A 6,034-nucleotide genomic window follows, 5' to 3' on the forward strand; every position below is an offset into this window, starting at 1 on the left:
ACTATCTTTCTCCCTTAAGCTTTAATCTTTTCCTTCTGCTCTTATCAACCTATTTCCTTGTCTTTCGTTTTAGTAGTGATAAACTTCAGAAATGGCGTTACTTTTCATGGGGATTTATTGGGTTCAATGGTCTTCTTTTTCCCTTTCATCTCTTGGTGGGTCTGAATTGGCTAGGACGTCGTAAGTCAACGAATTTCCCCCCTATAATTTCTATGGATCCGGCCTATGTCTGGGCTCCTATTGTAAGTTATCTCTTTTTCTTTTTCTTGGGGCTGAGCATTCTGCTTTTGGTTATACGGATAGAAAAGAGAAGAAGGAGGCGTAAATGGAACGAAAGATTAAGAAACCAAAGAAGATCAAACAAAAGAACAGAAAAATGAGAAAAATCCATAAAAAGGATTCTTTGATAGCTCACGTCCAATTGTGGATGGGAAGGCATCCAAAGCTTGCTTCTTTTATGGATGGTGGCATAATATTATTTTCTATTTTTGGTATCATGTATGTGTTGTTTGGGACAACACTTATCCCGAAACCATATCAGGAAATGTCCTATGTTTTGCCAATTATTATGAATTTTGTCTTTTTGGTGCACACACTCTATCAAGGTATTTTTAGAGATGGTTTTAGTGAAAAGACTTCAGTACAAGAATTTTTAGAACCTTTTCTATACATAAATGGACCTATTTTTCTTCTCCACTTAATTGTTGGGGTAAAAGGGAGAAATGTTAAAAAAATTCCTTCCCTATTATCTGTTGATTATCGCTTCATCTGGCTTCCAATTGCTACTTATCTAATCTTTTTCTTCATTCCAGCGATAGTGATGGTGATTTTGAAATGTAAGGACAAAAAGAGGAAAAATCATGACAAAAGAAAATCGAATTAAGTTATTTTCATTTAAAACACTCTATTTGGTTTTACTGACTTTTATGGTTCTTCATTTGGTGTTGTTGGTTTTTGGACTATCTTTTACGCCGATTTTGTGGAATAGTTGGTTTTTCATTCTTTGTTTGACCTTCTTAATTCATCCCTGGAGAATCTTTTATAGAACAAGAGATTTTCAATGGTATCACCTTATTTTTCAATTATTTAGTGGATTGGTGGCACTTTATCTTTGGTTTGCAGCATTCTTTGTTTTATCAGTTATCTCGGATCCAGTCATCCCTATCAATATAGACTATCGCATACAAGATAAGGAAATTATCATTGCTAGAGGTTTTTTGGCTCGTACTACTTATGAACATCACGAGTTGATTAATCCATTCATCATGAAATCTGATATTAAGTTCGAAAAAGGCATATAACAACTTAGAAAGCGAGCAAATCTATGTCCCGTGCCCAAGCAACCATTTTAACCAACATCTGTCTAATCGAAGATCTAGAAAATAAGCGAGTAGTCATGCAATACCGCTCTCCTGAAAACAATCATTGGTCTGGCTATGCCTTTCCAGGAGGACATGTTGAGAATGGCGAGGCCTTTGCCGAGTCTGTCATTCGTGAGATTTATGAAGAAACAGGCCTAACGATTCAGAATCCCCAACTGGTCGGTATTAAAAATTGGCCCTTAGATACAGGTGGGCGCTACATCGTTTTTTGTTATAAGGCGACAGAGTTTACTGGAAGTCTCCAATCCTCAGAGGAAGGAGAAGTATCTTGGGTGCAAAAAGACCAGATTCCTAACTTGGAACTGGCCTATGATATGCTGCCTTTGATGGAAATGATGGAAGCACCTGACAAGTCTGAGTTCTTCTATCGTCACCGTACAGAAGATGGATGGGAGAAAGAAACTTTTTAGTTCTATGATTAGTTGATAGGTGTTATTCTTTAAAGGAAGGTACTGAAATATAGGCTAAGTATGGCGAAGTAAGCCAACTGATTATTTCTAAAATTTTTATTATTCTTTTCTATCTATATTTTGAACAATCTCCACCTTCCATTCTGAAATCGGAGATTGTTTTATTATATGGTATAATCTTAAGATATGAAAGGAAGTACCAGAAAATGGATGATAAAGTAATTGAACAATATGCAAAACAAGATAATCTTGATATTAGAGTAAACATACATAAGAAGTATTCAAAAAATAAATTAGGATTTAAAAATTGGATATTTTCCAACTACCAAATCACTAATGAAGTAAAGGTTCTAGAATTGGGATGTGGTACAGGAGAACTATGGAAAAGTAACAGTGATTCTATAGATAAAATGAAGCAGTTGGTTATTACAGATTTTTCTAAAGATATGGTGAAAACAACGAAGTCAGTGATTGGAAATAGAGACAATGTCAACTATGAAATAATGGATATTCAAAAGATTTCTTTTGAGAATGAAACATTTGATATTGTCATTGCTAATATGCTTCTACATCATGTAAATGATATTCATAAAGCGCTCTCTGAGGTGAATAGAGTCTTAAAAACAGGCGGAATTTTTTACTGTGCTACATTTGGTAAAAATGGAGTTGTAGATTACTTGGCAAGTCTATTTAAAGATGAGGTTAATCAAGATTTGGAAAATAAAACTTTTACTTTACAAAATGGTAAAAGGTACCTGAGTAGATATTTTAACTCTGTCGATACATTACTCTATGATGATGAGTTACAGGTAACTAGTATAGATGACCTAGTTAAATACATCCAATCCTTTAAAGGAATTTCAGAAATAGGTTCGTTAGAAGAGGAAATAATACGTAAAAGATTGGAAAGTGAGTTTAATAATGGTATGTTGATCATTCCTAAAGAATATGGTATGTTTATCGCTCGAAAGTAAAATTAAGGGAACGAAAGTGTGAAAAATTACGGAGAAGCTTTTCGATATAAAATCAAGCGGATAGTCTTTAGAGCATGATACAGTTGCTTCTATATAAAAAGGTCTCAACTTTTTTGATTTGAAGAAGTATCTTGGGTACAAAAAGACCAGATTCCTAACTTGGAACTGGCCTATGATATGTTGCCTTTGATGGAAATGATGGAAGCATCTGACAAGTCTGAGTTCTTCTATCGCCACCGTACAGAGGACGGCTGGGAGAAAGAAACCTTCTAGTCTTTTACTAAATAACCTAACTGATCCAAGGCCTCCTCGATATAGTGGAGGTCTTGTTGTGTTTCGGCTTCAACAAGGTGGTAATGGGTGCCATCTGTCAATTCTGAAAGTGGTCTAAAGTCAGAGTTCTCGACTTGTTCTAAAAAATGCTGGACATCTCGACGACAGGTGAGTTTGAGTAGGGTTTCAATTTCGCCATAAACGGGATGATCGATTAAGATATTTTGAACACGACCGCCATTATCTACAATGGCTAGTAGTTCCTGTCCGATTTCTTCCAGTTCATGTTTCACTTTAAAGAGTTTGTGGACGTAGGGGCTGGCATCATTTTCTTTGTAGATATAACCACGATTGGTGGATAGGATAGGAGCTCCATCTGCTCGGAGAATAGCGATGTCCTGTACAATGACCTGGCGCGTAACATGGAAGTGTTCAGCCAAGGTTTGACCATTGAGAGCTTTTGGCGCCTCTTTTAAGAGTTTGAGAAGAGCTTGTTTGCGATCCTTTGTCATAGTTTTTCCTTTTAGCGACGTTTTCGAAGCACTTTATAGACAGCTAGTGCTAATGTATAGTCTACCATACTATGGACAATTGTTCCAAAACCAACTAGAACAAAGAGAACATAAAACATATTTTCAACATTTGTCCCTGAAGTAGCATAGAAGATGATACAAGCTATTACTTCAGCGATAGCATGAACAACACCCAAAACAAAGTTAAAAATCCAAGATGTCTTTGGCTTATCCAAGGTTTCAGGGAATTTCTTTAAGTACAAAGCCCCCAAAGTACCAAAAACGATGTGAGAGAAGGCACGCAGGACGATAACCATGGGATAGCCTGCCATCAGGAAGCCAAGACTAGAAGCAATAATCACAAAAGCAGCCATCAAAGGCGAAAGAAACATGGCGATAAAGATGGGGATATGACTTCCCAATGTGTAAGAAGCCGGTGGGATAACGATTTTAAAAGGCATAATGATTGGAATCAAAATCGCTATTGCAGTGAGTAGGGCAGTCATGGTCATAAACTGCGTTTTTTTTCGTATATCCATAAGAACCTCCATTTATCTGTATATACATAAGTATAGTACAATAAATAGTCAGCCAAGTCAAGGTTCAATATTGATTTTTAAGACATATTTGGTTAAAATGTGGTAAAGAATAATAGGAACTGAGGAGAAATTGTGATGATACTTTTTGTTTACCTAATCGTGGTAATCGTGATGATGTCAAAGCAGAGAAAAGAAGGGAAAGTTGTCTCAGGTTGGACTCGTTTCATACTTTATAGTTTATTGGTCCTTTCGTTAATCTCTCTATTAGCAGGTACCCTAGCTCTTTCACTTTTTGGCCTTCCCTTATTAGGTATTCTTTTGAAGGCTGCTATTATGGAAATTGCCTATCTCGTCAGAATGGTAATTGCTTTTGGTTTGATTTTATTGTCGGTAAGTATATACTTGGATAGTCAGAAAAGTCAGCAACCTATACGGTTTTCGCATCAATTCCTGCTTTTTGGATTTCACATTTTTTTGATTATTCTCATGCTTTAAATATGAAAACTCCACCTTCAGTACGAAAGTGGAGTTGTTTTATTTTTTCAAGGTTTGTAAACGTGGGACAATTGCTACTGTGAGAACTGCAGAGATGACAAGCTCAGCAATTGAGTTGGTTGAAATAACGGTTGCTAGGAGTTTTTGGATATTTCCATCGAAGACATTTCCAAAAAGGAAGAAGATTCCTCCAAGTACAAAGACTGTATTTGTAAGTGAACCGAGAGCTCCGGCAATGATGAGACCCGTTCTGTTTTTCAATAGTTTATAAACTAGATAAGGTGTTAGACCAATCAAAATACGAGGTAGGATGGCAATCATTGCTGAATAGATGTTTCCGTTTGGTACAAAAGGTGAGAATAGGTAGCTGGTTGGAAGGATGGTAATCGTGTTTACCGTTAAGCTCAATAGCCCCATAAGAAAACCAAGTGTAACTCCAACTCGAGGGCCATAGATGATACTAGCAATGATTACTGGAATATGAACGATAGTTGGTTTAATCGGGAATGGGAAAAGGTTAAATAGGAGAGAACTCAAAAAGTGGATAACGAGCATAACTGCAAAAAAGATAGCAATGGGTGCAATGTTAGAGCGTTTGTTCATCGAGGGTTTCCTTTATTCTTTCTAAAATAGTATTCAGGTCTGCCAAAGCTCCCCTTCCGTAGTCACCACATGCAAGTAAGGATTCTTTCGGAGAGATGAGCTTGTAACCATATGTTTCTAAAGTTTTAAGGTTTGTCTGAGTTGCCGGATGGTCATACATCTTTGTATTCATGGACGGAGCTAAGAGTTTAGGGATGTGACTTGGTAGGGCAAGAGCGGTACTGGTCACCATGTTATCCGCAAAACCGTGCGCAAGTTTGGCAATGGTATTAGCAGTAGCAGGGACAACGATAAAAAGGTCTGTTTCTTTTCCTCTTTCGATATGATTGACTTGATCAGGATAGGGTTCTTGCATGACATCAAGGTGAACTGGATTTTGTGAGAGCACCTGTAGTGTCAAAGGCTGGATAAACTCTCTTGCCGCCTCGGTCATTAAGACAGTGACATCATGGCCTTGTTTTTTCAAGGAACTGACGAGGTCAGCTGCTTTATAGGAGGCAATGGAACCTGTCACTGCGATCAGAATGTTTGCCATAGCTTTCCTTTCTATGAATCACATGCATGAATTTTCTCAAGGAGGAGGTTTGCAATTTCCTCTTTGGTTTGAACGGTTTGGAGTTGCTCTTTCTCAACAAAGATTGCATGATGCTGATTTGCTGAGATTTGAGTCAGGTCATTTGCTATGATTATGTCAGCCTGGTTCTTGACAAGACTCTGTCTGGCAACTTCAATAAGATGATCTTCAGTAACATCAACCAACAGTTTGAAACCAATCAGATGAATAGAAGGATTCCACTCTTTGACTAGAGAGATAATCTTGGGTGTTTTTTTCAAAAACAAAACCTG

Annotated in this window: 10 protein-coding genes and 1 pseudogene; 6 read left to right on the forward strand and 5 right to left on the reverse strand. The window is 37.2% G+C overall.

Annotated elements, in window-relative coordinates; translation table 11 throughout:
* The first annotated feature begins 325 nt into the window (after positions 1–325).
* The 5 genes and pseudogenes from SORDD24_RS02340 to SORDD24_RS10755 all read left to right on the forward strand — a co-directional run.
* Positions 326–883 (forward strand): hypothetical protein, encoded by a 558-nt coding sequence (locus SORDD24_RS02340; RefSeq protein ID WP_061407110.1) that lies wholly within the window; start codon positions 326–328, stop codon positions 881–883.
* Complete coding sequence (locus SORDD24_RS02345) at positions 861–1,301, forward strand: hypothetical protein (RefSeq protein WP_061407112.1); 441 nt, start codon at positions 861–863, stop codon at positions 1,299–1,301. Before SORDD24_RS02340 ends, SORDD24_RS02345 begins: the two co-directional genes overlap by 23 nt.
* A gap of 23 nt (positions 1,302–1,324) precedes the next feature.
* Positions 1,325–1,792, forward strand: a complete 468-nt coding sequence (locus SORDD24_RS02350) for an 8-oxo-dGTP diphosphatase (protein ID WP_061407114.1) — start codon at positions 1,325–1,327, stop codon at positions 1,790–1,792.
* 206 nt (positions 1,793–1,998) lie between these two features.
* On the forward strand, positions 1,999–2,766 hold the full coding sequence (locus SORDD24_RS02355) for a class I SAM-dependent methyltransferase (protein ID WP_061407116.1): 768 nt from the start codon (positions 1,999–2,001) through the stop codon (positions 2,764–2,766).
* Positions 2,767–2,889: 123 nt separating this feature from the next.
* Positions 2,890–3,039 (forward strand): annotated as a pseudogene (locus tag SORDD24_RS10755) (NUDIX hydrolase); the annotation flags it as partial.
* Here the strand turns inward: SORDD24_RS10755 and SORDD24_RS02360 are convergent.
* Together SORDD24_RS02360 and SORDD24_RS02365 are read right to left on the reverse strand one after the other, a co-directional pair.
* A complete protein-coding gene (locus tag SORDD24_RS02360; RefSeq protein WP_061407118.1) occupies positions 3,036–3,551 on the reverse strand; it encodes a transcription repressor NadR in 516 nt (171 codons plus the stop codon). The pseudogene SORDD24_RS10755 and the gene SORDD24_RS02360 overlap by 4 nt on opposite strands.
* An 11-nt stretch (positions 3,552–3,562) precedes the next feature.
* Entirely contained in the window at positions 3,563–4,090 is a 528-nt protein-coding gene (locus SORDD24_RS02365; protein ID WP_061407120.1) for an ECF transporter S component, read from the reverse strand.
* Between the two features lie 135 nt (positions 4,091–4,225).
* On the opposite strand from SORDD24_RS02365, the gene SORDD24_RS02370 reads away from it, so the two are divergent.
* Complete coding sequence (locus SORDD24_RS02370; RefSeq protein WP_061407122.1) at positions 4,226–4,585, forward strand: hypothetical protein; 360 nt, start codon at positions 4,226–4,228, stop codon at positions 4,583–4,585.
* 39 nt (positions 4,586–4,624) lie between these two features.
* Here SORDD24_RS02370 and SORDD24_RS02375 read toward each other — a convergent pair whose 3' ends face one another.
* From SORDD24_RS02375 to SORDD24_RS02385, 3 genes are all read right to left on the reverse strand, one after another.
* On the reverse strand, positions 4,625–5,188 hold the full coding sequence (locus SORDD24_RS02375) for an ECF transporter S component (protein ID WP_061407124.1): 564 nt from the start codon (positions 5,186–5,188) through the stop codon (positions 4,625–4,627).
* Positions 5,172–5,723: a phosphopantothenoylcysteine decarboxylase gene (coaC, locus tag SORDD24_RS02380; protein WP_061407126.1), complete on the reverse strand. Its 552-nt coding sequence runs from the start codon at positions 5,721–5,723 to the stop codon at positions 5,172–5,174. Before coaC ends, SORDD24_RS02375 begins: the two co-directional genes overlap by 17 nt.
* 11 nt (positions 5,724–5,734) lie before the next feature.
* On the reverse strand, positions 5,735–6,034 hold a 300-nt coding region (locus SORDD24_RS02385; RefSeq protein WP_330997356.1), incomplete at its 5' end, for a phosphopantothenoylcysteine decarboxylase domain-containing protein.

Source organism: Streptococcus oralis (assembly GCF_001579175.1).
Classification (GTDB): domain Bacteria; phylum Bacillota; class Bacilli; order Lactobacillales; family Streptococcaceae; genus Streptococcus; species Streptococcus oralis_O.